Genomic DNA, 24,863 nt, shown 5'->3' with positions numbered 1-24,863 from the left:
GCTCGGCCTTTTTTGTTCGCAGGATAGTCGCTTCAGCCGATCTTCTGCCCGGTCTTTGCCCAGTCGGCGAGGAACAGCTCCAGGCCCTTGTCGGTCAGCGGGTGCTTGACCAGTGCCTTGAGCGTCGCCGGCGGCGCGGTGATGACGTCGGCGCCGATCAGCGCCGCCTGCTTGACATGGTTCACGGTGCGCACCGAAGCGGTCAGGATTTCAGTCTGGAAGTCATAATTGTCGTAGATGGTGCGAATATCGGCAATCAGCTCCATGCCGTCCCAGCCGCTGTCGTCGATGCGGCCGACGAAGGGCGAGATAAAGGAGGCGCCGGCCTTGGCGGCGAGCAGCGCCTGGGTGGCCGAGAAGCACAGCGTGACGTTGACCATGCGGCCGTCCGACCGGATGTCCTTGCAGGCTCTCAGGCCGTCGAGCGTCAGCGGCACCTTGATGCAGACATTGTCGGCGATCCTGGCCAGGATCTTGGCCTCCGCCATCATGTCCTTGTATTCGGTGGCGACGACTTCGGCCGAGACCGGGCCCTTGACGATCTCGCAGATCTCTCTTGTGACGTCGGCGATCTTGCCGCCGGATTTCAGGATCAGCGACGGATTGGTGGTTACGCCGTCGAGTAGCCCCAGATCGTTCAACTCGCGGATTTCCTTGACATCGGCGGTGTCGACAAAAAATTTCATGGCGGTCTCCTGAAGATTTTTCATGTGCACGTCATGCACATTTGGGGTCGGACTTTGATCTAGACCAAAGTCGGGGCAAGGTCACGCCTCATGATCGAAGATTCGCCCTTTGTCGCGGCCGCACCGGTGCTGGTGCCGATGCCCGCCGAGCGCCCCTACACCTATGCCGTGCCGGCTGGCATGCGCGTCGTGCCGGGCTCGATCGTGCGCGTTCCGCTTGGGCCCCGCCAGGTCGCCGGCATCGTCTGGGACGGCGTCGTCGAAAAGGTCGACGCGAAGAAATTGCGGCCGATCGAGCAGGTTTTCGACTGCCCGCCGATCGACCGCGCGATGCGGCGTTTTGTCGATTGGGTGGCGCAGTACACGCTGTCGCCGCCCGGCATGGTGGCGCGGATGCTGCTCAGGGCGCCAGAGGCGTTCGATCCGGAGCCGTGGATCGAAGGGCTGCAGCGCACCTTCGCCAGACCCGACCGGATGACGGAGGCGAGGACGCGCGTGCTGGAGACAGCCGAAGGCGGACTGGCCTGGACGCGGTCCGGCCTGGCGCATGCGGCAGGCGTGTCGTCGACGGTGGTGGACGGGCTGCGGGCGCAGGGCGTATTCGAGACGGTGATGATCCCGCCGCGGCCGGTAGTCGCAGCACCCGACCCGGGCTACGCCCAGCCTTCACTGATGCCGGACCAGAGCGATGCCGCCGAGACGCTGCGCGCCAATGTCACGACGGGCACATTCGGGGTCACCCTGCTCGACGGTGTAACCGGATCCGGCAAGACGGAGGTCTATTTCGAGGCGGTCGCGGCCGCGCTCGATCGTGGCAAGCAGGTGCTGATCCTGCTGCCGGAAATTGCGCTGACCCACGCTTTTCTCGAACGCTTCCAGGAGCGGTTCGGCGCCAAGCCGGCGGAGTGGCACTCGGACCTGCCGCCAAGAATGCGCGAAAAGGTCTGGCGACAGGTGGCGGAAGGCGGCGTGCGGGTCGTCGCCGGCGCGCGCTCAGCGCTGTTCCTGCCGTTCAGGGAGCTTGGACTTATCGTCGTCGACGAAGAGCACGATCCCGCCTACAAGCAGGAGGATCGCGTCTTCTACAACGCGCGCGACATGGCCGTGGTGCGCGGCCATATCGGCGGCTTTCCAGTCGTGCTCGCTTCGGCGACACCGTCGGTCGAAAGCCGGGTCAATGCCAGCCAGGGCCGCTACAGCAGGGCGGTGCTTTCGGCGCGCTTTGCCGAGGCGGCACTTCCCGATCTCAAGACGGTCGACATGCGCCGCGCGCCGCCGGCACGCGGCGGCTTCCTGTCGCCGGTGCTGCTCGGCCATATGCGGCAGACGCTGGAGAGAAAGGAACAGTCGCTGCTGTTCCTCAACAGGCGCGGCTATGCGCCGCTGACGCTCTGCCGGGTCTGCGGCCACCGCTTTGGCTGTCCGGTCTGCTCGGCCTGGCTGGTCGAGCATCGCTTTCGCGGCCAGCTCGTCTGCCACCACTGCGGGCACAATGAACGCCGGCCCGAAGCCTGCCCGGAATGCGGCACGCTCGACCATCTGGTCGCCTGCGGGCCGGGCGTCGAGCGCATCGCCGAGGAGGTCGTCGCGCATTTCCCCGATGCCCGCACGATCGTCTTGTCGTCCGACCTGATGGGCGGCGTGCGACGGCTGCGGCTCGAGCTTGAAGCCATCGCCAATGGCGAGGCCGACATCGTCATCGGCACGCAACTCGTCGCCAAGGGCCATAATTTCCCCAACATGACGCTGGTCGGTGTGGTCGATGCCGATCTTGGCCTTGCCAATGGCGACCCGCGCGCTGCCGAGCGCACCTTCCAACTGCTCAGCCAGGTAACCGGCCGCGCCGGCCGCACCGGCAAGAAAAGCCTCGGCCTGCTGCAGACCTTCCAACCCGACCACCCGGTGATGCGCGCGATCGTCTCCGGCGATGCCGAGGCCTTCTACGAGCGCGAGATCGCCGAGCGCGAGCGGGCGGGGCTGCCGCCGTTCGGCAGGCTCGCCGGCGTCATCGTCAGCGCGGCGACACGAGCCGAAGCCGAAGGGCACGCCCGTGGCCTGCGTCGCGCCGCGCCGCAAGCCACCGACCTGTTCGTGCTCGGCCCGGCCGAGGCGCCGCTGTCATTGATCGGCGGCCGCCATCGCTTTCGCCTGCTGATCCAGGGCGAGCGGCGCGCCGATACGCAAGGGTTCATTCGCACCATGCTGGCTGAGGGACCGAGGATAAGGGGCTCGGTGCGAGTCCAGGTCGACATCGACCCGCAGAGCTTCTTGTAGCTCGTTGGACATTAGTCGGCGGCAGGCGGGTCTCGCAGTATATCCCAGCACCCCACATCGAGCGCCTCAAAATGCCTGACGTTGGCCGTAATGACGGTAAGCTCGTTAACTGCCGCCGTAGCGGCGATCAATATGTCGGCAAGCCCCGGATTCTTCCCGTGTGCAGAGGCTGCTTCCTCCATCTGCCCGGCTCTTCGAGCCACATCGGCGTTGACCGCTAGGATTTGATCAGCAAATCCTTCGATGAGATCGTTGAGCCAGTCAGTAAGACCCTCCACCCGTCTTGTGGCCCCGGCACGATCGAGCTTGCGTATGCCTTTCTCGATTTCGGTGATTGCTATTACAGGCACGAACAGCGTCTGCTTTTCGCCTTGGGTCGCGATCCAGGTGGAGATGTCTTTTGCAAGCACCGGCTTTCCGGGCGCGAAGGCGGATAGAATCGATGTATCGATGAGATAGCCGTTCAAAGATCGACATCCCGCGAGGGTGCTTCGTTCCTCTCAAGTTCTATCCCTCCGGGATAGGTCAAAAGAAATTCCCCAAAGTTCCGGCGCTTAACGGGATATAGCTTCTGAACATCCTCGATCGAGACGATCGCCGCCGCTGGTTTACCATGCTTCGTAATGATGGTTGGTTCGCCGTTCTCTGCGGCCTCGACGAGCGCCGAGAATCCTGCCTTGGCATCCCGAACCTGCATCGTTTTCACAACCGCTCTCCTGTGGTCTCATGTGGTCATAATATATAGCAACTATACAGGAAAGGAACAGCCCTAGCTTGCTCAACGGGATGAACTGGAATCGGCGGCGACCTCTTATCGCCCGCTGAAGAGATCGCGCCTGAGTGGCCAATATCTATCTGGCGAATGTCTCTTGCTTCGCTAAACTGCCCGAGATTTCAGGGATGCATCTACGGGGGGGCAAGATGGAATTTACGTTTCCGTGGCCGATGAGCCAGGGCGAGTGGCTGGCGTGGTCGAGTGCGGTCGCGACCTTATTGCTCGGCCTATTGCTATTCCTGGCGCCACAGCTGGCATTCCGCATCCTGCGGCTGCAGGTCAGACCGGAGAAGGCAGCGGCGATCGCCGAGGGGCGCGGCCGGATGTCGGGCTTTTATCTCGGCGTCAGCCTGTGCTGCATCCTCCTAGCGCAGCCGTTGCTCTACATGGCGCTCGGCTTCTCCTGGCTGTTCACCGCCTTCGGCCGGCTGCTGTCGATGATGTCGGATGGCGCCAATACGCCGTTCAACTGGGCTTCCATCGTCGTCGAGCTGGTGCTGGCGGCGCTGCCGCTTGCCTTCGCCTTCGGCTTTTTGCCCTGAATCAGGGATCAATCCGGGGTTGGTTGCTGAACTCGGCTAGCGGATGCGACAATAGTGCCTGAAAACCATGCCGGACGACGCATTGCGGTCTGAAAATGCCTGTGCTAGACGGCAATCGACTTTCGACCGGGGATAGCGGAAGCCGCGCCTCCGTGCTTGGAAAAATGCAGTAAGGTCAAAGATTTAGCCAGAGTTTTTGCTCGCGCCAACAATCTGCGGCCTGTCAGACAAGAGAAAAGACGGTCCGTGGCCCAATCGTCATCGCCAATCTCAGGTGTCGCAGAACGCTATGCGGGTTCGCTGTTCGAACTCGCGCTGCAGGCCAATTCGGTCGCGAGCGTCGAGGCCGACCTCAACAGGTTCGAAGCCATGCTCGAAGGCAGCGCTGACCTTTCGCGGCTGATCAGGAGCCCGGTCTTCTCCAGCGAGGACCAGGCCAAGGCGATCGCCGCGATCGCCGACAAAGCAGGGATTACCGGCCTCACCGGCAATTTCCTGCGCGTCGTTGCCCAGAATCGCCGGCTGTTTGCCGTGCCCGGCATGATCAAGGCGTTCCGCCAGATCGCCGCCGAACACCGTGGCGAGACCGCTGCCGAGGTCACCTCGGCGCATGCGCTGACGCCTGCCCAGGAAACCGAGCTGAAAGCGGCGCTGAAAAGCGTCGCCGGCAAGGACGTGGCTATCTCGGTCACCGTCGATCCGTCGCTGCTCGGCGGACTGGTGGTCAAGATCGGCTCGCGCCAGATCGATACATCGCTCAAAACCAAACTCAATTCGCTCAAGCTTGCACTGAAAGAGGTCGGCTGATGGACATCCGCGCCGCGGAAATTTCCGCAATTCTGAAAGACCAGATCAAGAATTTCGGCAAGGAGGCCGAGGTCTCCGAAGTCGGCCAGGTGCTGTCCGTCGGTGACGGTATCGCCCGCGTCTACGGTCTCGACAATGTCCAGGCCGGCGAGATGGTCGAGTTCCCCGGCGGCATCCGCGGAATGGCGCTCAACCTCGAAGCCGACAATGTCGGCGTCGTCATCTTCGGCGCCGACCGCGACATCAAGGAAGGCGACACCGTCAAGCGCACCGGCGCCATCGTCGATACGCCCGTCGGCATGGGCTTGCTCGGCCGCGTCGTCGACGCGCTCGGCAACCCGATCGACGGCAAAGGCCCGATCCAGGCCACCGAGCGCAAGCGCGTCGACGTCAAGGCGCCCGGCATCATCCCGCGCAAATCGGTGAACGAGCCGATGTCGACCGGCCTCAAGGCCATCGACGCACTGATCCCGGTCGGCCGCGGCCAGCGCGAACTGGTCATCGGCGACCGCCAGACCGGCAAGACCGCGATCATCCTCGACACCATGCTCAACCAGAAATCGGTGCACGACAACGGCCCTGAGAAGGAAAAGCTGTACTGCGTCTATGTCGCCGTCGGCCAGAAGCGCTCGACGGTGGCGCAGTTCGTCAAGGTCCTGGAAGAGCGCGGCGCGCTCGACTATTCGATCATCATCGCCGCGACCGCCTCCGATCCGGCGCCGATGCAGTTCCTGGCACCGTTCACCGCCTGCACCATGGGCGAATATTTCCGCGACAACGGCATGCACGCGCTGATCAGCTACGACGATCTGTCGAAGCAAGCCGTCGCCTATCGCCAGATGTCGCTGCTGCTGCGCCGTCCGCCGGGCCGCGAGGCCTATCCGGGCGACGTCTTCTACCTGCACTCGCGCCTGCTTGAGCGCGCCGCCAAGCTCAATGACGAAAATGGCGGCGGTTCGCTGACGGCGCTGCCGATCATCGAGACGCAGGCCAACGACGTTTCGGCCTACATCCCGACCAACGTCATCTCGATCACCGACGGCCAGATCTTCCTGGAAACCAATCTGTTCTTCCAGGGCGTCCGTCCGGCGGTCAATGTCGGCCTGTCGGTGTCGCGCGTCGGCTCCTCGGCGCAGATCAAGGCGATGAAGCAGGTTGCCGGATCGATCAAGGGCGAGCTTGCGCAGTACCGCGAGATGGCTGCTTTCGCGCAGTTCGGCTCCGACCTCGATGCCGCCACGCAACGCCTGCTCAACCGCGGCTCGCGCCTGACCGAGCTGTTGAAGCAGCCGCAATTCTCGCCGCTCAAAGTCGAGGAGCAGGTCGCGGTGATCTTCGCCGGCGTCAATGGCTATCTCGACAAGCTGGCGATCAACCAGGTGGGCAAATTCGAGCATGGCCTGTTGTCGCATATGCGCTCGGCCGGCAAGGACGTGCTCGACGGCATCCGCAAGGAGAAGGCGCTGTCCGACGATCTGCGCGCCAAGCTGAAGGCAGAAATCGACGCCTTCGCCAAGACCTTTGCTTGAGCAGGACGGACGGGATCAGGTTTGAAGCATGCCTTCGTTAAAAGACCTTCGTAACCGTATCGCCTCGGTCAAGGCGACGCAGAAGATCACCAAGGCGATGCAGATGGTCGCCGCGGCGAAGCTGCGTCGCGCGCAGGAAGCGGCGGAAGCGGCGCGTCCCTATTCGGAGCGCATGGGCGCGGTGCTGGCCAACATCACCCAGGCGATCGGCGACGGCGGCGATGCCCCGGCGCTGATGACCGGCACCGGCAAGGACGACGTGCATCTGCTTGTCGTCTGCACGGCCGAACGTGGTCTGTGCGGCGGCTTCAATTCGCAGATCGCCCGTTTTGCCCGCGACCACATCCGCAAGCTTCTGGCCGACGGCAAGCAGGTCAAGATCATCTGCGTCGGTAAGAAGGGGTTCGACATATTGCGCCGCGACTACGGGGCATTGATCATCGAGCGTGTCGATCTGCGCGAGGTCAAGACGCTGGGCTTCGTCAATGCCGATGCCATCGCCAAGAAGGTGATCCACCTGTTCAACGAAGGCGGCTTCGACATCTGCACGCTGTTCTATTCGCAGTTCAAGTCGGTGATCAGCCAGATCCCGACCGCGCAGCAAATTATCCCGGCGGGCGCGCCTTCGGCTGCCGCGGAAGTGAAGGATGGCGGCAGCGCTGTCTACGAATACGAGCCGGAGCCGGGCGAAATCCTCTCCGATCTCATCCCGCGCAACATTTCCGTGCAGGTTTTTCGCGCGCTGCTCGAGAATGCTGCCGGCGAGATGGGCGCCAAGATGAGCGCCATGGACAATGCGACGCGCAACGCCGGCGACATGATCAACAAATTGTCGATCACCTACAACCGCCAGCGGCAGGCGCAGATCACCAAGGAATTGATCGAAATCATTTCGGGCGCCGAGGCGCTCTAGGCACGCTCGCAAGGAGGTCATCGACCTCAAGCGTGTGAGAAACAAAGAGACGAAAAGGGTAAAGACGATGGCGAAAGCAGCGACCCCGAAGACGGCAGCCCCTAAGGCCGCGGCACCAGCAAAGGCTGCGGCGGCAACCAAGGCCGCTCCGGCCAAGAAGGCGGCAGCAACCAAGGCCGCCGCTGTGAATACGCCGGCCGCCACCATCAAGAAAACCGGCTTGGCCGGCAAGGTTCGGCAGGTCATCGGCGCCGTTGTCGACGTCCAGTTCGGCGAACATCTGCCGGCGATCCTGAACGCGCTTGAGACGATCAACGTCGGCAATCGCCTGGTGCTCGAGGTTGCCCAGCATCTGGGCGAGAACACCGTGCGCTGCATCGCCATGGACTCGACCGAAGGGCTGGTCCGCGGCCAGGACGTCTATGACACCGGTGCACCGATTACCGTGCCGGTCGGCCCGGGCATGCTCGGCCGCATCATTAACGTCATCGGCGAGCCGGTCGACGAGGCAGGCCCAGTCGACGGCATCGAGATGCGCTCGATCCACCAGCCGGCGCCGACCTATGTCGAGCAGTCGACGGAAGCGCAGATCCTGGTCACCGGCATCAAGGTGCTCGACCTGCTGGCCCCCTATGCCCGCGGCGGCAAGATCGGCCTGTTCGGCGGCGCCGGCGTCGGCAAGACGGTGCTGATCCAGGAACTGATCAACAACGTCGCCAAGGCGCATGGCGGCTTCTCGGTGTTCGCCGGCGTCGGCGAGCGCACCCGCGAAGGCAACGACCTCTATCACGAGTTCATCGAGTCCGGCGTCAACAAGAAGGGCGGCGGCGAAGGATCCAAGGCGGCGCTCGTCTATGGCCAGATGAACGAGCCGCCGGGCGCCCGCGCCCGCGTCGGCCTGACCGGCTTGACGGTTGCCGAATATTTCCGCGACCAGGGCCAGGACGTGCTGTTCTTCGTCGACAACATCTTCCGCTTCACGCAGGCGGGTTCGGAAGTGTCGGCGCTGCTCGGCCGCATTCCTTCGGCCGTGGGCTACCAGCCGACGCTGGCCACCGACATGGGCGCGCTGCAGGAGCGTATTACCACGACGACCAAGGGCTCGATCACCTCGGTGCAGGCGATCTATGTGCCGGCCGACGACCTGACCGACCCGGCACCGGCGACATCGTTCGCCCACCTCGATGCGACGACCGTGCTCAACCGCGCGATTTCGGAAAAGGGCATCTATCCCGCCGTCGATCCGCTCGATTCGACTTCGCGCATGCTCGACCCGATGGTTGTCGGCGAAGAGCACTACCAGGTCGCCCGCCAGGTGCAGTCGATCCTCCAGCGCTACAAGTCGCTGCAGGACATCATCGCCATCCTGGGCATGGACGAGCTGTCGGAAGAGGACAAGCAGACGGTTGCCCGCGCCCGCAAGATCGAGCGCTTCCTGTCGCAGCCCTTCTTCGTCGCCGAAGTGTTCACCGGCGCACCGGGCAAGCTGGTCGACCTCGCCGACACCATCAAGGGCTTCAAGGGCCTTTGCAACGGCGACTACGACCATTTGCCGGAGGCTGCCTTCTACATGGTCGGCGGCATCGAGGAAGCGGTCGAGAAGGCACAGCGCCTGGCCGCCGAAGCGGCTTAATTTAGGGAATAGGGAGTAGTCGGTAGTGGTTAGGGAATAGCAGCTGCGTGATGTGGGCCGGTTAGGGCCAGTTGCTACTGCCTAGTTTCCTATTCCCTACTCGCTAAATTGATCATGCCTGAAGCTTTCAAATTCGAACTGGTCTCGCCGGAGCGCCTCTTGGTTTCCGAGCAAGTCGAATCCGTCGTCATCCCGGGCGCCGAAGGCGAGATGACTGTCATGGCGCATCACGCCCCGGTCATGACCACAATCAAGCCGGGCGTCGTTACGCTGAAGACCGCGCAAGGCAAGGAAGAGCGCTATGTGGTGTTCGGCGGCTTTGCCGACATCGTTCCGGCCGGCTGCACGCTGCTGGCGGAATCGGCTGTGGCCGTCGGCGACATCGACCGCGCCGACCTTGCCCGCCGCATCCAAGAGGCAAAAGAAGACGCCGCCGACGCCAAGGACGATCAGACCCGCAGCAAGGCCGAGCAGTTCCTTAGCCAACTCACCACGCTCGAAGGCGCCATCCTGCCGGCTTGAGGTTCGCTCAAATGACCGACTGAAAAAGCGGGCTTGCCCCGCTTTTTTGTTTGGTGGACAGTCTGGCTGCCTGGGCATTGAGGGGTGGCCGTGACGGAAGAAACAGCGCAACGAGAAACAGCTTCGCGATCCCTGTGGTCGACGGCCTTGGTGTCAGCCTTCGGCGGTCCGTTCGGCGGCTTTCTGTGGATCGGCAGCGGCAAACTGGCCGTCGTCAGCCTGGTGGTGATCAGCGTCGTCGTTTTCGCGCTTATTTACATTGGCTTTCCGGTATTGCCTGGCGTCGATCTTGGTTGGTGGGCCAATTTTTCAGGGATCGGTTTGATGGCCCTGTGGGCAGCGATCGTTGTTCCCTTCGCGCACCGGTTCAAGCCGGACAGATGGTACGCGCACGGGCTTTCGGTGCTGGTGCTCGTCTTTCTGACCACGTATCCGGCCGCATTTGCGATGCGCGCGTTCCTATTCCAGCCGTTCTCCATGCCGTCCAGCAGCATGGTTCCAACGCTGGCGGACGGGGATCATTTCTTCGTTTCCAAATTCGCCTACGGCTACAGCCGCTATAGCGTCCCGTTTGGACTGCTGCCTGTTGACGGCCGGATATTCGGCGCCGAGCCAAGGCGAGGAGATATTATGGTGTTCAGGCTGCCATCTGAACCGGACATAGACTACGTCAAGAGAGTCATCGGCTTGCCCGGCGATAGGATTCAGATGGTCGGCGGGGTGCTCCACATCAATGGCGTGCCAGTGAAGCTGCAGGATGTCGGTGACTATTCCTCCGGCGAAGTACAGTCGGCCAAGCTCCAGTGGGAGACACTGCCGGAGGGCATTTCTTATTCGGTAATCGACTTAGGCAACTCGATCGGCGACGACACACGCGAGTTTGTGGTGCCTACGGCAGAGTATTTCACATTGGGGGACAATCGCGACAACTCCAACGATAGCCGCTTCCTGGTGGGTTTTGTCCCCTATGAAAATCTGGTCGGCAAGGCCGTGCGGCTGTTCTGGAATTCCAAGGGCGTCGACTATTCTTCCCGACAAATATTGGATCCTTCAGGCAAATAGCTCAAACTGTCAGCGCCTCCACTGCGCGCATGACGCCGCGCAGTTCGGCGAGGCCCTTCAGGCGGCCGATGCAGGAATAGCCGGGGTTCACCTTCTTGCCGATGTCGTCGACGATGGCGTGGCCATGGTCGGGGCGCATCGGAATCTGCCAGTCCGCCCTGCCTGCCGCCTTGCGCCGGCGCTCTTCGCCAATCAGCGCCGACACGACCGCCACCATGTCGGTGTCGCCGTCGAGGTGCTCGGCTTCGTGGAAGGAGCCGTCTGGCTCCTTGGTGACGTTGCGCAGATGGGCGAAATGGATGTTTTCGGCGAAGGCCTTGGCCATCGTCGGCAGATCGTTCTGCGCGCCCGCCCCGTAGGAGCCGGTGCACAGCGTCAACCCGTTGGCCGGCGAAGCGACGGCGTCGAGCAGCGCGCGGGCATCATTAGCATTGGAAACGATGCGCGGCAGGCCGAACAGCGAAAAAGGTGGATCGTCGGGGTGGATCGCCATCCTGACCCCGGCCTCTTCGGCCACCGGCACGATCTCGCGCAGGAAGGCAAACAGGTTTTCGCGCAGGCCTTCGGTGGAGACGTCCTTGTAGAGGTCGAGGGCGCGGCGGAAGCTTGCCCGATCGAAGATGAATTCGCGCGCCGGGACCCAGCCGATCAGGTTGCGCTCCAGCCTTGCCTTGTCGCTGTCGCTCAGTCCTTGCAGTCGCACACGCGCGGCTTCGACGCGGGCCGGCGGGTGATCGGCCTCCGCCCCTTCTCGCTCAAGGATGAAGACGTCATAGGCGCAGAGCTCGACGACATCGAAGCGCAGCGCCGTGCCGCCATGCGGCATGGGATAATCGAGGTCTGTGCGCGTCCAGTCGGTGATCGCCATGAAATTATAGCAGACGGTATTGATCCCGGCGGCGGCGACGGAGCGGACCGACGCCTTGTAATTGTCGATCAGGGTGCGCCAGTTGCCGCTGCGGGTCTTGATGTCCTCATGGACGACAATGCTTTCGACCACATCCCAGGTCAGGCCCGCTGCCTCGATGTCGGCCTTGCGCCTGGCGATCTCGTCCGCCGGCCAGGCGCGGCCGTCATTGAGGTGATGCAGCGCGCTGACGATGCCGACGGCGCCGGCTTGACGGACATGGGCAAGCGTCACCGGATCGTCTGGCCCGAACCAGCGCCAGGTTTGTCTCATGGCTTCTCACTCCGTATGCCAAGCGCCGCGAAGGCAGCGGCAGGTCCGCCCCGCCGCAGGCGCTCGAGATGAGCTGCCGTCAGATCGATCAGTGTCATGCGGTGGGAATGGTCTTTGGCGAAGCCGGCGAGATCGAATATCGCTGTCACCGTTTCATCAGCCGGCCGGCTGCCGAGCGCCGTAAGCGGAGTGTCGATCGGGTCGGTAAAATGGGCTTCCGGCAAGGTTTTGCCGCGCGCCTCGCAAGCGGCGATCCAGGCCGCCACCACCAACATGAGATGCGCGGGCGGGTCACCGGCGCTCAGTCGATCGAGGGCCGAGGCGACGATGCGCTGCGGCAGCTTCTGGCTGCCGTCATTGGCGATCTGCGCCGTGCGATGGGCGAGCGCGGTGTTCGAATAGCGTTCGGCGAGCTGGGCCGTGTAGCCGGCCGTATCGAGCCCGGCGTCCTGCGGCAGTGTCGGGATAGCCTCGGCCCATAGTCCGTCGACGAATTGCCGGATCGCCGGATCGGCAAAGGCGCGGTCGACCGTGTCGAAGCCGCTGAGCAGGCCGAGATAGGCGATTGCCGAATGCGAACCGTTGAGCAGCCGCAGCTTCATGTCTTCGAAGGGCCCGACGTCGCCGACCATGGTGACGCCGAACTCTTCCCAGACCGGCCTGCCTGCCGGGAAATCATCCTCGACCACCCATTGGCAGAACGGCTCGGTCATCACCGGCCAGGCATCCTCGACGCCGAGCTCGACGGCGATACGCGCCCGGTCGGCATCGGTGGTCGCCGGCACGATGCGGTCGACCATGCTCGACGGGAAGGCGACGCCGTCGGCGATGTGCCCGGCAAGGCCGGGATCGCGCAGTGCTGCGAATTCGACCAGCAGGCGGTGCAGCGTGGCGCCATTGGCCGGAAGGTTGTCGCAGCAGAGCACGGTGAAAGGCTTGATGCCGGCGAAACGGCGGCGCGACAGCGCTTCGGTGAGAAAACCATGCGCCGTCCGTGGCATTTGCGGGTTAGCCAAATCATGGACGATGTCCGGATGGGTGCTGTCCAGACCGCCGCCGGCTGCTCTCAGATAAGCCTTTTCTGTGATCGTGAGCGTGACGATGCGGGTGCGCTGATCCGTCAGAGCGGCGAGCACCGCAGCCGGATCTTCCGGCGCCACCAGCAGCGACAGGATCGAACCGATGACGCGCAGCTCTTCGCCGATGCTGCTCCTGATCGCCAGCGTGTAGAGGCCATCCTGCGGCGCCAGTGCGTCGCGCGTGTCCGGACTGCGCAAGGACACGCCGACAATGCCCCAGTCCGCCTCGCCCGCCGCCAGGCAGTCGTCGACATAGGCCGCCTGATGGGCGCGATGGAACGCACCGACGCCGAGATGGACGATGCCCGGTGCGACGCCGCCGCGGGCGTAGCGCGGAACCGCGACCGAAGCCGGCAGTGCCTTCAGCGTACTGTTGGAAAGGCGTCTGTTGGTCATTGCGCCACGTGTCTGATCGAGATTGTTGGGTCCCTGCTGGCAGGCGGCGTAACACCCGATGCCGTCACGCACAATGGGCAATGGCCGACGAAAAGTCATCATACAACAACCCAGTTTTTGTATGTTGACATTATTTCTTTCCAACCCTACCGATGTCCGGGTTGGGAGGATCTACGTGGCCGCATTGACGGATCCGGACTTGCTGTTTGCCGCCGAGGCGCGCCCGCTTTCGCTGGCCCGCGATCTCTACGCGGCGGTCAAGGATCTGCCGATCGTCAGCCCGCACGGCCACACCGATCCGCGCTGGTATGCGCTCAACGAGGCGTTTCCCGATCCGGCGCAATTGCTGATCGTGCCGGACCACTACATTTTCCGCATGCTGTTCAGCCAGGGCGTTCGGCTTGAGGACCTTGGGGTGCCAACGCTTGACGGCTCGCCGGTGGAGACCGACGGCAGAACGATCTGGCGGCGCTTCGCCGAGCATTATTACCTGTTTCGGGGTACGCCGACCCGGCTGTGGTTCGACCATGTGCTCGCCCATCTGTTCGGCATCGGCGAGCCGCTGAATGCCAAGACAGCCGACCGCCATTACGACACGATCGCGACGCTGCTGCAGCGTGAAGACTATCGCCCTCGGGCGCTGTTCGAGCGCTTCAACATCGAGGTCATCGCGACGACGGAGGGCGCGCTCGACGATCTCCAATGGCATCGAACGATCCGCGACAGCGGCTGGCAGGGCCGCGTCGTCACCGCCTACCGGCCGGATGCGATCGTCGATCCCGATTTCGAAGGTTTTTCGGCCAATCTCGACCGGCTTGGCGAGATCACCGGCTGCGACACCGGCACTTGGGCCGGCTATCTCGATGCGCATCGCCAGCGGCGCGCCTTCTTCAAGAGTTTCGGTGCGACGTCCTCCGATCACGGCCATCCGACGGCCGACACCGCCAATCTTTCGGATGCCGCCGCCGCGGAGCTGTTCAACCGTGTCCGCCGGGGCTCGGACGACGAGCGCGAGCGAAAACTGTTTCGCGCCCAGATGCTGACCGAGATGGCCAAGATGAGCCGCGACGACGGGCTGGTCCTGCAGATCCATCCCGGCTCCTGGCGCAATCATTCGCCTTCTATCTTTCAGAAGTTCGGCAGGGATAAAGGCTTCGACATCCCGACCCGAACCGATTATGTGACGGCGCTGAAGCCGCTGCTCGACTGTGTCGGGCTGGAACGCGACCTCACCGTCATCCTCTTCACCCTCGACGAGACCAGCTATGCGCGCGAGCTGGCGCCGCTCGCCGGCGTCTACCCGGCATTGAAGCTCGGGCCGGCCTGGTGGTTCCACGACAGCCCCGAAGGCATGCGCAGGTTCCGTGAGATGACCACCGAAACCGCCGGTTTCTACAACACCGTCGGTTTCAACGACGACACCCGCGCCTTCCCATCCATACCGGCCCGCCATGATGTGGCGCGCCGGGTCGATTGCGCTTTTCTGGCGCGTCTCGTCACTGAGCATCGGCTCGGCGAAGACGAGGCGCACGAGCTGGCGCAGGAACTTGCCTATACGCTCGCGAAAAAGGCGTACCGGCTCTAACGGCGCTTGCCGCCATCGTTTCAAAAACGGGAGGAAACCAATGCTGCATTTTTCTAGACTGGCGGGAGCTACGCTAGTAGCCGCCGCACTGCTGGCCGGATCGGCAAGCGCCCAGACGGTCCTGCGCTCGTCCGACACCCACCCGGATGGCTATCCGACGGTCGAGGCGGTCAAATATTTCGGCGAGCTGGTGAAGGAGCGCACCGCCGGCCGTTATGTGGTCGAGATCTATCCTTCCGCGCAACTTGGCGAGGAAAAGGACACGATCGAGCAGGTGCGCACCGGCGTGATCGATCTCAACCGTGTTTCGATGGCGCCGTTCAACGGGCTCATCCCCGAGACCACCGTGCCCTCGCTGCCCTATATCTTCCGTTCGGAAGAGCATATGCACAAGGTCATGGACGGGGCGATCGGCGACCAGATCGCGGCGGCGTTCGACCAGGTCGGGCTGGTGCTGCTCGCCTTTTATGACGGCGGCGCGCGCTCCTTCTACAATTCGAAGAAGCCGATCAACACTGTAGCCGATATGGCCGGCATGAAGTTCCGCGTCATCCAGTCCGACATCTTCGTAGACATGGTGGCGGCACTCGGCGCCAACGCGACACCGATGCCGTATGGCGAGGTGTATTCGGCGATCGAGACCGGGGTCATCGACGGCGCGGAGAATAATTTTCCGAGCTACGACACTGCCAAGCACGCGGAAGTCGCCAAGTATTATTCGCTCGACGAGCACACGATGGTGCCGGAAGCCTTCGTCATGGCGAAGTCGAGCTGGGACAAGCTGACGCCGGAAGACCAGGCGATCTTCAAGGCGGCCGCCAAAGAAAGCGTCGCCAAGCAGCGCGAGCTGTGGACCGCCAAGGTCAAGGAATCGCGCGCCAAGGTCGAGGCGGCAGGTTCGCAGATCACGACGCCGGACAAGCAGCCCTTCATCGACGCGATGGGGCCGGTCTACGAGAAGCACGTCAAGGACGACAAGCTGAAGGCCATGGTCGAAGCCATCAAGGCCGTGCAGTGATCAAGCGGCGGCGCGGACATTCCGCGCCGCCATCCTCTTGCGGAGAAAACCGGTGACTTCCAGCCCAAAACCAAGACCGCTTCTGTCCGGCGTCGCGCAAGTGATGTCGCGCGTCAGCACGGCGGCGCTGTCGATCGCCGGCATCGGGCTGGTGCTGATGACCGCCTTCGTCGCATGGCAGGTGTTCGGCCGCTATGTTCTGAACCGCTCGCCGAGCTGGACCGAGCCGGGCTCGGTGATGCTGATGAGCTGGTTCATTTTCCTCGGCGCCGCCGTCGGTGTGCGCGAGAACTACCATCTTGGCTTCGACGTCCTGCTCTACGTGCTGCCGAAAGGCGGCAAGCGTTGGCTGCGGATGATTTCGGACCTCGTTGCGCTCGCCTTCGGCATCGGCATGATCTGGTATGGCAGCCAGCTGGTCGCATTGACCTGGGGTTCTACCTTGCCGTCACTCGGCATATCGGGGGGCTGGGACTACGTCCCGCTTGTCGCGGGCGGAGCGCTCATCGTGCTCTTCACGCTGGAGCGCATCGTGCTTCGCCTCTCCGGTGCGCCGATCGACGATGCCCTCGATGAACTGCCGCCGGCCGAAGTCGCGGCCGAACTCGACACCGCGAACGTGAAGGTCTGACGCCATGGAACTGTGGATTCTGTTCGGCGTCTTCACCCTGCTGATGCTTATCGGCACGCCAATCGCTTTCTGCCTCGGCGTCGCAAGCCTTGCCACCGTCCTCTATATGGGCCTGCCGCCGCTCATCGTATTCCAGCGACTGAATTCCGGCATGAGCGTCTTTTCGCTGCTGGCCATTCCGTTTTTCATCTACGCCGGCGACTTGATGGTGCGCGGCGGCATCGCCAGCAAGATCGTTGCCTTCGCCGGCTCGCTCGTCGGTCATTTGCGCGGCGGCCTCGGGCAGGTCAACATCGCCACCGCCACACTGTTCGGCGGCATTTCGGGCTCCGCGGTGGCGGAGGCAGCGGCGGTAGGCGGCCTGATGATCCCGCAGATGAAGGCGCGTGGCTATGGAGCGGACTACGCCGTCAACGTCACGTCGATGGCGGCGCTGATCGCGCTGCTGCTGCCGCCGTCGCACAACATGATCATCTATTCGATTTCGGCAGGCGGAAAGATCTCCATCGCCGATCTGTTCACGGCCGGCATCATCCCGGGCCTGCTGTTGGCCCTGTCACTGATGATCACCGCCTATTTCGTGGCGCGCTCCCGCGGCTATCCGACCGAGCCGTTTCCCGGCTTCACCGCCGTCGCGCATCTCTTCGCCGTCGCGGTGCCCGGCCTGCTGCTGATCGCGATCATCTTCGGCGGCGTACGATCGGGCGTGTTCACGGCTACCGAGAGTTCCTGTATCGCCGTCATCTATGCGTTGTTCGTAACCGTCTTCGTTTACCGGCAGATGACCTGGGAAGGTTTCGTTCATGCCACCTACGGCGCCGTGCGCACCACGGCCATGGTGCTGCTCATCATCGGCATGGCGGCGGCGTTCTCCTGGTTGATGGCCTTCCTGAAAGTGCCGGCAGCGCTGATCGCCTCCATGAACGCGATCTCGGACGATCCGCTGGTCGTGCTTCTCCTGCTCAACCTCCTGATGCTGTTCCTCGGAACCTTCATGGACATGGGGCCGACGATCATCATTTGCACGCCGATCTTCCTGCCCGTGGCGCAGGCCTACGGCGTCGATCCGGTGCATTTCGGCGTTATCATGATCCTCAATTTCGGCATCGGGCTGAACACGCCGCCGGTGGGCGCGGTGCAGTTCGTGGCGTGCGCAGTGGGCAAGATCTCCGTCTGGGAATCGATGCGCTCGATCTGGCCGTTCTATGGCGCAGGCCTCGTGGTGCTTGCGCTCGTCACTTACATTCCGGCCATTTCGCTGTGGCTGCCGAGCGTCTTCAAATAGGAGGTGCGACATGACCTCGGACACCGCAGCCGGCCTCCGCGTCGAACGAAGACCGAAACTTTCGGAAACCGTCGTTGCGGCGATCCGCAAGCAACTGCAGGCGGGCGAGATCCAGCCAGGCCAGAAGCTGCCGACCGAGGGCCAGTTGACCGAGACCTTCGGGGTCAGCCGCACGGTGATACGCGAAGCGCTGGCCAAACTTGCCGCGGACGGCCTGGTCGAGCCGCGCCAAGGCGCCGGCGTCTTCGTCACCGAGCATATCTCGACAGCATTCGGTGCTCTTGCAGCGGAGATGGGCAGCAAGGATTCGATCGCCCTCAACGTGCTCGAAGTCAGGTTGGCGATCGAGATCGAATCCGCCGGGCTCGCTGCCATCCGCCGCAACGCCGCGCAGGAAGCGGCGATCCAGGAAGCCTTCTTCGAATTCGAACGGCTGCTCCTCAACAGCGAGCCGACGGGACCGGCCGACCTTGCTTTCCACCGCGCAATCGCCAGCGCCACCAACAATCCGTTCTATGTCGAGATGCTCGACGTGCTCGGCCGGCGCGCCATTCCTTGCGACGTGACCTCGCCATGGTCGACCGAGATCGCCCAATCGGACGCCTATCAGCGCGGCCTGCAACGTGAGCATCTGGTGATCCTCAAGGCCATCTCGGCAGGCGATGCCGAGGCGGCCCGGGAGGCGATGCGCGCGCATCTGGGTGCCAGCCAGCAGCGCTATCGCGAGCGTCTGCACGCGCGCCAGGTTTTTTATGCCGACTCGGTCAAGGCCGCGGGAACTGAATAAGCAATTGAGGCAGCCCCATGGGACAGCAATGAATCACACTGACAATCATACGGATTTCACCTCCCGCTTCGCCATCGATCCCGTTTCTGCCGCTGCCATGGGAACGGACGAGCTGCGACACAATTTCCTGATCGAGGACTTGTTCCGGCCCGGCCGCATCGGCCTGACCTACACCCACTACGACCGCATGATCGTCGGCGGCGCCATGCCCGCCGATACGCCGCTGCCGCTGCAGGCGATCAAGCCGACCGGGACCAAGAATTTTCTCGACCGCCGTGAGATGATCATCGTCAACATCGCCGGTGCCGGCATCGTGAAGGCCGGCGGTCAATCCTACGAGCTGCAGGCGCGCGACATGCTCTATCTCGGCATGGGCACGGATGAGGTATCGTTCGCTGCGACCAATCCGGCAGCGCCGGCTAAATTCTACCTGCTCAGCGCGCCGGCGCATCGGGGCCATCCCAACCGGCTGATCCGCATCGGCGATGCCAAGCGGCTCGATCTCGGCAGCCAGGCGACCTCCAACGAGCGCTCGATCTTCCAGTTCATCCATGCCGATGGGGTAAAGACCTGTCAGCTTGTCGTCGGCATGACGCAGCTTGCCTCCGGTTCGGTCTGGAACACCATGCCATGCCATGTGCATGACCGCCGCATGGAAGCCTATCTCTACTTCGATCTGCCGGAGGCGGCGCGGGTGTTTCATTTCATGGGCGAGCCGGACGAAACGCGCCATCTCGTCATGCGAAACGAGGAGGCGGTGCTGTCGCCGGGATGGTCGATCCATTCGGGCGCCGGCACCTCGAACTACGCCTTCATCTGGGCGATGGCCGGCGACAATGTCGACTATACCGACGTCGACTTGGTAATGATGGAGGAGCTCAAGTGAGCGACCTCTCTGCGTTCAGCCTTGCCGGCAAGCGCATCCTCGTTACGGGCGCCAATACCGGCATCGGCCAGGGCATCGCCGTGTCGATCGCGCGCGCCGGTGGCGCGGTGGTCGGCGTTGGCCGGTCGGCGATGGACGAGACGGCGGAGAAGATTGCGGCGGCCGGCGGCCGCTTCGAGGCGGTCCGCTGCGACCTTGGCGACGATGCCGCTGCCCAGGCGATGCTTGACCGCGTCTGGGACGATACCGGGCCGCTCGACGGCGTAGTCAACAATGCCGGCATCATCCGGCGTGCCGATGCGGTCGACTTGACCAAAGCCGACTGGGACGACGTCATCGGCGTCAATCTCAAGACGGTGTTCTTCCTCAGCCAGCGCTTTGCCAGGCGCGTCCTTGCCGAGCCGGGGCGGCGTGGCAAGATCGTCAACATTGCCTCGGTACTGAGCTTTCAGGGCGGCATTCGTGTCGCCTCCTACACCGCCTCCAAACACGGCGTGCTCGGCATCACCCGGCTGCTGGCATGCGAATGGGCGGCAAAAGGCATCAATGTCAACGGCATTGCGCCGGGCTATATCGAGACCAACAACACCGAGGCGCTGCGCGCCGACCCCGACCGCAGCGCGTCGATCCTGGCGCGCATTCCGGCCGGGCGCTGGGGCGCGCCGGAAGACATCGGCGACGCAGCCGTCTTCCTGCTGGCGCCGGCGTCGAACTATATGCATGGCGCGGTGATGCCGGTGGACGGCGGCTGGCTGGCGCGATGAACAACAAAAGACGAGAGTTTGGCGATGACCGGAACCAAAATCTTCTCGCATGCCGGTGAGGGCGCATGGACGCCGACGCCGGATGGCAACCGCAGACGCGTGCTCCTGCACACGGACGAGCTGATGATGGTCGAGTTCGGTTTCGACAAGGGTGGCGTCGGCGCGCTGCACTCGCACCCGCACGTCCAGGCGAGCTACGTCGCCGAAGGGCGCTTCGAGGTCACCATCGACGGCAGGACCGAGATCCTGGAAGCCGGAAGCAGCTTCATCGTTCCTTCCAACCTTGTCCATGGCGTCAAGGCGCTGCAGGCGGGACGACTGGTCGACAGCTTTACGCCGCACCGCGCCGATTTCCTCGACTGAGCTGCGGGCCCGAAGATCAGGCAGCCGGTTCTCAGAAGGAAAAACCCGCGCCTCCGGAGAGACGCGGGCGTGTTGCCTGGGCGCTTGTGGCGCCGCGGTACTCAAAACATCACCGCAGAACCTGAACCTGCCGAATGATGGTGAAGATAGGATTAACCGCTCCGAGGCGGTGCGATATTCACAGCCAAAGCGAATAGGGGCTGGAACGACGGTCTGATATCGGCCAATGAGAGAGAAGTTCGCCTCAGACGGTGCCGCGGACAGGACCAGAGGGGTCGATAAATGTTCGAATCTGCTGTCCAGGCAATCACCTGGCGATTCGCCGGCGAATTTCGGCAGGTCGTATCCCCGAAAGTTCCCTAATGCAGATAGCGGCGAGCGTCCCGGTGGAGGATTCCAAGCGGCGCGTCCTGAAGGATGTATTCGGCTTCGATGATTTTCGTCTCGGCCAATCGGCCGTGATGGAGGCGCTTCTGGCCGGGCATCATGTGCTGGCTGTCATGCCGACCGGCGCCGGCAAGTCGCTCTGCTACCAGGTCCCGGCGCTGGTGCTGGGCGGGCTCACCATTGTCGTTTCGCCGCTGGTGGCCCTGATGCAGGATCAGGTCGCCGCATTGCGGCTTGCCGGCGTGGCGGCCGATACGATCAATTCCTCGCTCGACCGCGATGCCAATGTCGCTGCATGGCGCCGTGTCGCGGCAGGCCAGACGCGCCTGCTCTATCTTGCACCGGAGCGGTTGATGACCGTGCGAATGCTCGAGGCGTTGACCAAGCTCGATGTCCGGCTGATCGCCATCGACGAGGCACATTGCATCTCGCAATGGGGACCGGCGTTCCGGCGCGAATACGAAGAATTGTCGAGACTACGTGATATCTTCCCGAAAGTGCCGATCATTGCGCTGACGGCGACGGCGGACGAGACGACGCGCACCGACATTGCCGCGCAACTGTTCGACGGGCGCGTCGATACGGTGGTGCTCGGCTTCGACCGACCGAACATCAAGCTAGGCATTGAGCCCAAGCAGGACAGCAAGCGCCAATTGCTAAACTTCGTGCAGCGCCATGCAGGCCGCAGCGGGATCGTCTATTGCCTGTCGCGCAAAAAGACCGAAGAGATGGCGGCGTTCCTCGAGCGGAACGGCGTACGCGCGCTCGCCTATCATGCCGGCATGAGCAAGGACGCGCGTGAAGCGAATCAAAACGCTTTCATGACCTTGTCCGGTGTGGTGATGGTGGCGACCATCGCCTTTGGCATGGGGATCGACAAGCCGGACGTCGCCTATGTCTTCCACACCGACCTGCCGGGCAGCTTGGAGGCCTATTATCAGGAAATCGGGCGGGCGGGCCGCGACGGGCGGGCGGCCGAGGCACATATGCTCTTCGGTCTCGGCGATATCCGCATGCGCCGGCTTTTCATCGAAGACGAGGACGCGCCGGCTGAGCACAAAAGGCGCGCGCATGGCCGCCTCGATACGCTGATCGGTTATTGCGAGACGACGCAGTGCCGCCGTCAGATCCTGCTTGGCTATTTCGGCGAGAGTGCTTCGCCTTGCGGCAATTGCGACAACTGCCTCGACCAGGCGCCGCATGCGGATGGCGAGGCGGAGGCACGGCTGATCCTGGCGGCGATCGCACAGACCGGCGAGCGCTTTGGCGCCGGCCATGTCGTCGATGTTCTGCTCGGCCATGAGACCGAGAAGGTCCTGGACAGGAACCACCACAGGCTTGCCAGCTTCGGCACCGGTGTCGCGCACAAGAAAAATGTGTGGCTGTCGCTGGTGCGCCAGCTCGTCGCGGGAGGGTTTCTGACATTGGACTCAACCGGCCATGGCGGCGTCGCCATTGCCGAGAAGGGCTGTGCGCTGGCTCGGGGCGAGGCCTCGTTCCGGTATCGCGTGGACGCGCGCCAGTCATCGCGAGGCAAGATACGGACCGCACAGGATACCGCAGCAGGCACGGAAGGTCTGGATTCGGTGCTGCTGGCCGCGCTCAAGGCTGTACGGCTGCGTCTTGCCCGGGAACGCCAGGTGCCGGCCTTCGTGATCTTTTCGGATCGTACACTGATCGATATGGCCGAACGCTGCCCGCGCGATCTGGACGCCTTCGCCGCGGTCAACGGCGTCGGCGCCGCCAAGCTCAAGGATTTCGGCGAGATATTCCTCGGCGCGATCGCTGCGCATCAATCTGGTGTGGCGGGCTGAAGACCCACTTCAGTGACGTAATCAGCACCTGCTTCGCCTCGCCGCCGCAATCGCAGCCTCCTGCTGCCGCAAGCGCTCGATCTTCGCACTCTGGCGGGCAGCCACGGTCGAGGCGACACGCTGCCCTCCCAACAGCCAGCCCGGAATGTTGGTGTGGACGACTTTGCCACGAGCGGTGGCTGTCGCCGACATTTCGTCGGCGACAGCGCCCATCGCCACGTTGAGCTCGACGCAACTCATCTTGTCGTATTTCGCAGCATCGAAGGATGCAGGCAAAGGCGATGCGCAACTTCCGACAAACATCAGGCTGCATATCAGAGGCGCGGCTGTGGAGATCGCCTTCATTTTCTTTTCAAGCACGTTGACGCCGGCCGAGCGAATTTCGGAGGGTTCTCGATCTCAGGCCGCGAAGCACTCCCGAGGTTCGGCGTAACTGAAGCATGTGACCTCTACGATACTCTGTGCTGACCGTCCTGTTTGTCCTCGAAGAATTCCGAGAGAACCGCTGCGATCTTTTCGGGGTGCTCTTCTGGGAAAAAGTGCCCGCCTTGGACAGCGCGTCCTTCCACTCTGTCGGCCCATTTCCTCCAGATGGCCAGCGGCCCGCCTTCTTGCGCATACCAGTTCTCCAGGGCGCCTTCGCCACTCCATAGCGCCAGTAGCGGACACTCGATGCGACGACCGTTTACCTGGTCCAGCGCGTCATGTTCACGATCGATCGTCGCAGCGGCGCGATACTCTTCGCAGATGGCGTGAATATGCGCGGGATCGCGAAGCGCATCAACATAGGCGTTCCTGACCTCTTTGGAGACCATTTTCGCCGACGATCCCCACTGCGTTATTGCATCGTCGACGACGGCATCGGGAGCCGCGCCTATCAGACGCTCCGGCAGGGGCTCCGGCTGGGCAAGAAGGCTCCAGGGCCAGAAGCCGAGCGCCAGTCTGGCATCCGCCCGATCCCATGTTGCGGCGGTGGGGATGATGTCGAGGACGGCGATTTTGAGCACTTTGTCGGGATGGTCGAGCGCCAGGCGATAGGCAACCCGCCCGCCGCGATCATGTCCGGCAACTATGAACCGCTGAAACCCCAACTGCTTCATGGCCTGAACCATGTCGCCGGCCATGGCGCGCTTGGCGTATGGGCTATGATCGGCAGAGGAAACCGGGCATCCGCTTTGCCCATAGCCTCGAAGGTCGGCGGCGACCACCGTGAAGCGGGGCGCCAAGGCTGCGGCGATATCCCTCCACATCAGATGCGTTTCTGGAAAACCGTGAAGAAGCAGCAGCGGCGGACCGGTGCCACCGACCCTTGCGAAAATGGTCGTATCGTCCAGTTCCAAGCTGGTGGCTCTGAAACCTGCAAACACCGTCAGCCTCCTCGGGCGCCCTTAGACAACTCTCCAAGGGCGCTAACGGCCGCCTGAGGCGAAAACCCCGGCCGCAATGGCCAGGGTTCAAGCCGGCCAGTTGCTAGAATGGAAACCAGACCCACACGCGCCTGCGGAAGCACCGCCTGCGCCGATAGCCATTTCGCCAGTAAACGCGACAGACCCTTCTCCAAGCACGCCGGCGGCGCCGACGCGGCCGGTGCCACCGGCGATGATAGACTGGTTGCAACTCGGCTTGAGTTTCGTCGTCGTCGAAGGTTTCGACATCCGGCGCCTCGAGTTCATCGAGAATGCCGCTTCTGGCAGTCGGAACGCCGGCCACTGCGTTGATTGGCCGAACTGTGCTTGCAAGGGCCGCGGCCCCGGCAATGCCAAACATTCCTGTCAAAAATAGTCGCCGATCCATGGAAACCTCCCAGTCTTCAACCAGCGATAGAACAAGGCTAACGATGGGGAGATAGCGCAGTCGGTGCAAACGCCTAGTGCCGCCCGGCGATCGCAATGATCCGGTCGACCGGAGGGCGTTGCCCTCCTCCCCGAAGTGGGATGGCTACCTC

24 protein-coding genes are annotated in these 24,863 nt (G+C 63.2%); 17 read left to right on the top strand and 7 right to left on the bottom strand.

Going from position 1 to position 24,863, the window contains the following annotated elements; genetic code table 11:
* Positions 1-32: 32 nt before the first annotated feature.
* The gene (fsa, locus tag NKH98_RS03440; RefSeq protein WP_023678103.1) at positions 33-686 is read right to left on the bottom strand and encodes a fructose-6-phosphate aldolase; all 654 of its coding nucleotides are present in this window, start codon (positions 684-686) and stop codon (positions 33-35) included.
* A gap of 90 nt (positions 687-776) precedes the next feature.
* Here fsa and NKH98_RS03435 point away from each other — a divergent pair, with 90 nt between their 5' ends.
* Positions 777-2,960: a primosomal protein N' gene (locus NKH98_RS03435; protein WP_352896685.1), complete on the top strand. Its 2,184-nt coding sequence runs from the start codon at positions 777-779 to the stop codon at positions 2,958-2,960.
* A gap of 11 nt (positions 2,961-2,971) precedes the next feature.
* Here the strand turns inward: NKH98_RS03435 and NKH98_RS03430 are convergent, their stop codons facing one another.
* On the bottom strand, positions 2,972-3,427 hold the full coding sequence (locus NKH98_RS03430; RefSeq protein WP_352479578.1) for a PIN domain-containing protein: 456 nt from the start codon (positions 3,425-3,427) through the stop codon (positions 2,972-2,974).
* A complete protein-coding gene (locus NKH98_RS03425) occupies positions 3,424-3,666 on the bottom strand; it encodes a type II toxin-antitoxin system Phd/YefM family antitoxin (RefSeq protein WP_352479579.1) in 243 nt (80 codons plus the stop codon). Before NKH98_RS03425 ends, NKH98_RS03430 begins: the two co-directional genes overlap by 4 nt.
* 215 nt (positions 3,667-3,881) lie before the next feature.
* Here NKH98_RS03425 and NKH98_RS03420 point away from each other — a divergent pair, with 215 nt between their 5' ends.
* From NKH98_RS03420 to lepB, 7 genes are all read left to right on the top strand, one after another.
* On the top strand, positions 3,882-4,277 hold the full coding sequence (locus NKH98_RS03420; protein WP_352896683.1) for an AGROH133_08824 family phage infection protein: 396 nt from the start codon (positions 3,882-3,884) through the stop codon (positions 4,275-4,277).
* 246 nt (positions 4,278-4,523) lie between these two features.
* Entirely contained in the window at positions 4,524-5,084 is a 561-nt protein-coding gene (locus NKH98_RS03415; RefSeq protein ID WP_352479581.1) for a F0F1 ATP synthase subunit delta, read from the top strand.
* Positions 5,084-6,613, top strand: a complete 1,530-nt coding sequence (gene atpA / locus NKH98_RS03410) for a F0F1 ATP synthase subunit alpha (protein ID WP_352896681.1) — start codon at positions 5,084-5,086, stop codon at positions 6,611-6,613. Before NKH98_RS03415 ends, atpA begins: the two co-directional genes overlap by 1 nt.
* 28 nt (positions 6,614-6,641) lie before the next feature.
* Complete coding sequence (locus NKH98_RS03405) at positions 6,642-7,526, top strand: F0F1 ATP synthase subunit gamma (RefSeq protein ID WP_352801579.1); 885 nt, start codon at positions 6,642-6,644, stop codon at positions 7,524-7,526.
* Positions 7,527-7,593: 67 nt separating this feature from the next.
* Positions 7,594-9,159, top strand: a complete 1,566-nt coding sequence (atpD, locus tag NKH98_RS03400) for a F0F1 ATP synthase subunit beta (protein WP_352479582.1) — start codon at positions 7,594-7,596, stop codon at positions 9,157-9,159.
* 114 nt (positions 9,160-9,273) lie between these two features.
* Entirely contained in the window at positions 9,274-9,681 is a 408-nt protein-coding gene (locus NKH98_RS03395) for a F0F1 ATP synthase subunit epsilon (protein ID WP_254820456.1), read from the top strand.
* A 90-nt stretch (positions 9,682-9,771) separates the two neighbouring features.
* Positions 9,772-10,743, top strand: a complete 972-nt coding sequence (gene lepB / locus NKH98_RS03390; RefSeq protein WP_502894188.1) for a signal peptidase I — start codon at positions 9,772-9,774, stop codon at positions 10,741-10,743.
* 1 nt (position 10,744) lies between these two features.
* Here the strand turns inward: lepB and uxuA are convergent, their stop codons facing one another.
* Both uxuA and NKH98_RS03380 read right to left on the bottom strand, forming a co-directional pair.
* Entirely contained in the window at positions 10,745-11,923 is a 1,179-nt protein-coding gene (gene uxuA, locus NKH98_RS03385) for a mannonate dehydratase (RefSeq protein ID WP_352801582.1), read from the bottom strand.
* Positions 11,920-13,398 carry a mannitol dehydrogenase family protein gene (locus NKH98_RS03380; RefSeq protein WP_352479584.1) on the bottom strand — a complete coding sequence of 493 codons (1,479 nt, stop codon included), beginning with the start codon at positions 13,396-13,398 and terminating at the stop codon, positions 11,920-11,922. Before NKH98_RS03380 ends, uxuA begins: the two co-directional genes overlap by 4 nt.
* Positions 13,399-13,573: 175 nt before the next feature.
* Here NKH98_RS03380 and uxaC point away from each other — a divergent pair, with 175 nt between their 5' ends.
* The 9 genes from uxaC to recQ all read left to right on the top strand — a co-directional run bounded on the left by uxaC (position 13,574) and on the right by recQ (position 22,918).
* Positions 13,574-14,983: a glucuronate isomerase gene (uxaC, locus tag NKH98_RS03375; protein ID WP_352801584.1), complete on the top strand. Its 1,410-nt coding sequence runs from the start codon at positions 13,574-13,576 to the stop codon at positions 14,981-14,983.
* 40 nt (positions 14,984-15,023) lie between these two features.
* Positions 15,024-16,001, top strand: coding sequence for a TRAP transporter substrate-binding protein (locus NKH98_RS03370; RefSeq protein WP_352479586.1), 978 nt, complete (start codon positions 15,024-15,026; stop codon positions 15,999-16,001).
* Positions 16,002-16,104: 103 nt separating this feature from the next.
* Positions 16,105-16,632 (top strand): TRAP transporter small permease, encoded by a 528-nt coding sequence (locus NKH98_RS03365; RefSeq protein WP_352479635.1) that lies wholly within the window; start codon positions 16,105-16,107, stop codon positions 16,630-16,632.
* Positions 16,633-16,636: 4 nt separating this feature from the next.
* Positions 16,637-17,917, top strand: a complete 1,281-nt coding sequence (locus NKH98_RS03360) for a TRAP transporter large permease (RefSeq protein ID WP_352648936.1) — start codon at positions 16,637-16,639, stop codon at positions 17,915-17,917.
* A gap of 10 nt (positions 17,918-17,927) precedes the next feature.
* The gene (locus NKH98_RS03355; RefSeq protein ID WP_352896678.1) at positions 17,928-18,704 is read left to right on the top strand and encodes a FadR/GntR family transcriptional regulator; all 777 of its coding nucleotides are present in this window, start codon (positions 17,928-17,930) and stop codon (positions 18,702-18,704) included.
* A gap of 28 nt (positions 18,705-18,732) precedes the next feature.
* Positions 18,733-19,590 (top strand): 5-dehydro-4-deoxy-D-glucuronate isomerase, encoded by an 858-nt coding sequence (gene kduI, locus NKH98_RS03350; protein WP_352896677.1) that lies wholly within the window; start codon positions 18,733-18,735, stop codon positions 19,588-19,590.
* A complete protein-coding gene (gene kduD / locus NKH98_RS03345) occupies positions 19,587-20,354 on the top strand; it encodes a 2-dehydro-3-deoxy-D-gluconate 5-dehydrogenase KduD (RefSeq protein ID WP_352896676.1) in 768 nt (255 codons plus the stop codon). The genes kduI and kduD overlap by 4 nt, the downstream gene beginning before the upstream one ends.
* Positions 20,355-20,378: 24 nt before the next feature.
* Positions 20,379-20,717 (top strand): cupin domain-containing protein, encoded by a 339-nt coding sequence (locus NKH98_RS03340; protein WP_254820465.1) that lies wholly within the window; start codon positions 20,379-20,381, stop codon positions 20,715-20,717.
* A gap of 362 nt (positions 20,718-21,079) precedes the next feature.
* Complete coding sequence (recQ, locus tag NKH98_RS03335; protein WP_352896674.1) at positions 21,080-22,918, top strand: DNA helicase RecQ; 1,839 nt, start codon at positions 21,080-21,082, stop codon at positions 22,916-22,918.
* 21 nt (positions 22,919-22,939) lie between these two features.
* Here the strand turns inward: recQ and NKH98_RS03330 are convergent, their stop codons facing one another.
* Together NKH98_RS03330 and NKH98_RS03325 are read right to left on the bottom strand one after the other, a co-directional pair.
* Positions 22,940-23,194, bottom strand: coding sequence for a hypothetical protein (locus tag NKH98_RS03330; protein WP_352896673.1), 255 nt, complete (start codon positions 23,192-23,194; stop codon positions 22,940-22,942).
* A 173-nt stretch (positions 23,195-23,367) separates the two neighbouring features.
* Entirely contained in the window at positions 23,368-24,285 is a 918-nt protein-coding gene (locus NKH98_RS03325; protein ID WP_352896671.1) for an alpha/beta fold hydrolase, read from the bottom strand.
* Between the last annotated feature and the right edge of the window lie 578 nt (positions 24,286-24,863).

Origin of the sequence: Mesorhizobium sp. M0833 (genome assembly GCF_040319905.1) — a bacterium.
Taxonomy (GTDB): domain Bacteria; phylum Pseudomonadota; class Alphaproteobacteria; order Rhizobiales; family Rhizobiaceae; genus Mesorhizobium.
This window is presented reverse-complemented; position numbering and strand designations above follow the sequence as displayed.

What these genes read in the sequence shown, in the direction of transcription:
- fsa (WP_023678103.1), bottom strand. Translation starts at nt 686, where the DNA reads ATGAAATTTTTTGTCGACACCGCCGATGTCAAGGAAATCCGCGAGTTG.
- NKH98_RS03435 (WP_352896685.1), top strand. Translation starts at nt 777, where the DNA reads ATGATCGAAGATTCGCCCTTTGTCGCGGCCGCACCGGTGCTGGTGCCG.
- NKH98_RS03420 (WP_352896683.1), top strand. Translation starts at nt 3,882, where the DNA reads ATGGAATTTACGTTTCCGTGGCCGATGAGCCAGGGCGAGTGGCTGGCG.
- atpA (WP_352896681.1), top strand. Translation starts at nt 5,084, where the DNA reads ATGGACATCCGCGCCGCGGAAATTTCCGCAATTCTGAAAGACCAGATC.
- NKH98_RS03405 (WP_352801579.1), top strand. Translation starts at nt 6,642, where the DNA reads ATGCCTTCGTTAAAAGACCTTCGTAACCGTATCGCCTCGGTCAAGGCG.
- atpD (WP_352479582.1), top strand. Translation starts at nt 7,594, where the DNA reads ATGGCGAAAGCAGCGACCCCGAAGACGGCAGCCCCTAAGGCCGCGGCA.
- NKH98_RS03395 (WP_254820456.1), top strand. Translation starts at nt 9,274, where the DNA reads ATGCCTGAAGCTTTCAAATTCGAACTGGTCTCGCCGGAGCGCCTCTTG.
- uxuA (WP_352801582.1), bottom strand. Translation starts at nt 11,923, where the DNA reads ATGAGACAAACCTGGCGCTGGTTCGGGCCAGACGATCCGGTGACGCTT.
- NKH98_RS03380 (WP_352479584.1), bottom strand. Translation starts at nt 13,398, where the DNA reads ATGACCAACAGACGCCTTTCCAACAGTACGCTGAAGGCACTGCCGGCT.
- NKH98_RS03370 (WP_352479586.1), top strand. Translation starts at nt 15,024, where the DNA reads ATGCTGCATTTTTCTAGACTGGCGGGAGCTACGCTAGTAGCCGCCGCA.
- NKH98_RS03365 (WP_352479635.1), top strand. Translation starts at nt 16,105, where the DNA reads ATGTCGCGCGTCAGCACGGCGGCGCTGTCGATCGCCGGCATCGGGCTG.
- NKH98_RS03360 (WP_352648936.1), top strand. Translation starts at nt 16,637, where the DNA reads ATGGAACTGTGGATTCTGTTCGGCGTCTTCACCCTGCTGATGCTTATC.
- NKH98_RS03355 (WP_352896678.1), top strand. Translation starts at nt 17,928, where the DNA reads ATGACCTCGGACACCGCAGCCGGCCTCCGCGTCGAACGAAGACCGAAA.
- kduI (WP_352896677.1), top strand. Translation starts at nt 18,733, where the DNA reads ATGAATCACACTGACAATCATACGGATTTCACCTCCCGCTTCGCCATC.
- NKH98_RS03340 (WP_254820465.1), top strand. Translation starts at nt 20,379, where the DNA reads ATGACCGGAACCAAAATCTTCTCGCATGCCGGTGAGGGCGCATGGACG.
- recQ (WP_352896674.1), top strand. Translation starts at nt 21,080, where the DNA reads ATGCAGATAGCGGCGAGCGTCCCGGTGGAGGATTCCAAGCGGCGCGTC.